Raw genomic sequence first — 2,150 nt, forward strand, 5'->3', positions numbered from 1 at the left:
GTATCAACGTTACAGTCCGCTTCATACGACTTGTTGTGAAAGCTTATTGACCTGCACTAATCAAGTCTTTGACGTCGTTGCTTTCTTCTTGGCCATCTGGGTGTTTCACACGGATATATAATTCACCTTGGCGGGCACCGACTGTGACAACGTCGCCTTCGCTTATCTTATCAGCGATTAACATTTCAGCAATTGGATCTTCAACTTTTTGTTGGATTACACGGCGTAATGGACGTGCACCGTACTCTTTATCAAAGCCTTTACTTGCAATTTCTTTATTAGCACCTTGCGTCACACGTAGTTTCACGCCTTGCTCTGCTAATAATTTGGTTAGGGCTGTAGTAAATTTCTGTACGATTTCAACAATTTGCGCTTCCGCTAATGTATGGAAGACGATGATTTCATCCACACGGTTTAAGAATTCTGGTCTAAAGGCAGACTTTAATTCTTTACGGATACGGCTGTCCATTTCTTCATGACTATCTGTGGCTTGTTTGGCACCGAATCCGACGTTTTTATCGTCACGGATAGCAGTTGCGCCCAAGTTAGACGTCATGATCATGACTGTGTTACGGAAGTCTACTTTACGGCCTTTAGAGTCCGTAATATAACCATCATCTAAGACTTGTAGTAGCATATTGAAGACATCTGGGTGGGCTTTTTCAATCTCATCAAATAATACAACTGAATATGGGTGTTGACGAACTTGTTCAGTCAACTGACCGCCTTCATCATAGCCGACGTAACCTGGTGCTGAACCAATCATTCGACTTGTTGAGTATTTTTCCATGTATTCAGACATGTCTAAACGGATGATATTGGTGTCTGAACCAAACATTTCACCTGCTAGGGCTTTGGCTAATTCAGTTTTACCAACACCTGTTGGGCCAAGGAACATGAATGAACCGATTGGACGGTTTGGATCCTTAATACCAGACCGCGCACGACGTATGGCACGAGCCACGCTCTTAACGGCTTCATCTTGCCCTTTGACACGTTTGTGTAAGTGGTCTTCTAGTTTGATTAACTGTTGGTTTTCACTTTGGGTTAATTGTTGCATTGGCACGCCTGTCCACATTGCAACAATATCCGCTACATTTTGGCTATCGATTTCAAGATCGAACGGCCCATCTGAAACAACTTGTGGGTTGTTTTGTAAGTTAAACAATTCTTGACTTAATTGTTGCTGTTGTTGGTGGACGCCTGCAGCCTTTTCGAATTCTTGGGTATTCACATAGTGTTTCTTCAAGTCTTCTAAGTCCGTTAATTGCTTGCGGATACCAACAATGGTTTGTTGGGTAGTATCTTTATCACCATTGTCTAAACGCGCTGTTGCTGCAGCTTCATCCATAATATCAATCGCTTTATCTGGTAAGAAACGATCAGCAATATAACGGTTACCTAGACGAACAGCAGCTTCAATAGCCTCATCTTTAATCGTTACCCGATGAAATTTTTCGTAATCTTTCCGGATTCCTTTTAGAATTTCGATAGCATCCGCTTCGCTTGGTTCGTCAACTAGGACTTTGGCGAATCGGCGTTCTAAAGCGGCATCTTTTTCAATATATTTTTGGTATTCATTTAAGGTCGTTGCCCCGATTACTTGTAGATGACCACGAGCTAAGGCTGGTTTCATTAAGTTGGAAGCATCAATAGCGCCTTCTGCTGCTCCAGCACCGATTAAGCTATGTAATTCGTCAATAAATAAGATGACATTCCCAGCTTTTTCCGTTTCCTCTAGTAGGTTTTTCACCCGGTCTTCAAATTCCCCACGGTATTTAGTACCTGCAACAAGGGATCCGACATCAAGAGATACGACACGTTTGTTGGCTAAGGTTGATACAACATCGTTGTTTGCAACTGCGATGGCAACTGCTTCAGCGATGGCTGTTTTACCAACACCTGGTTCTCCTACTAAAACTGGATTATTTTTAGTTCGACGGCTAAGGACTTGCATTATTCGGCGCAATTCTTTCTTACGACCGACCACTGGGTCTAACTGCCCGTTACGCGCTTGTTCCGTTAAGTCTCTGGTTAAAGAGTCTAAGGTTGGCGTCGTACTTTGCGGGCGTTTGCTACCGTGGTTTGATGGTTTGTTGTTATTCTCGTTGCTACGGTTGCGTACTGGGGGACGCTGGCCAATTGAACGG

Annotated in this window: 1 protein-coding gene; it reads right to left on the minus strand. The window is 43.3% G+C overall.

Annotated elements, in window-relative coordinates; all coding sequences use genetic code 11:
• Nucleotides 1-43 precede the first annotated feature (43 nt).
• Nucleotides 44-2,150: ATP-dependent Clp protease ATP-binding subunit (locus tag ACRCJ0_RS12505; RefSeq protein ID WP_431390632.1), on the minus strand; the 2,107-nt coding region annotated here is incomplete at its 5' end.

The organism is Aerococcus sp. L_32, from assembly GCF_050689315.1.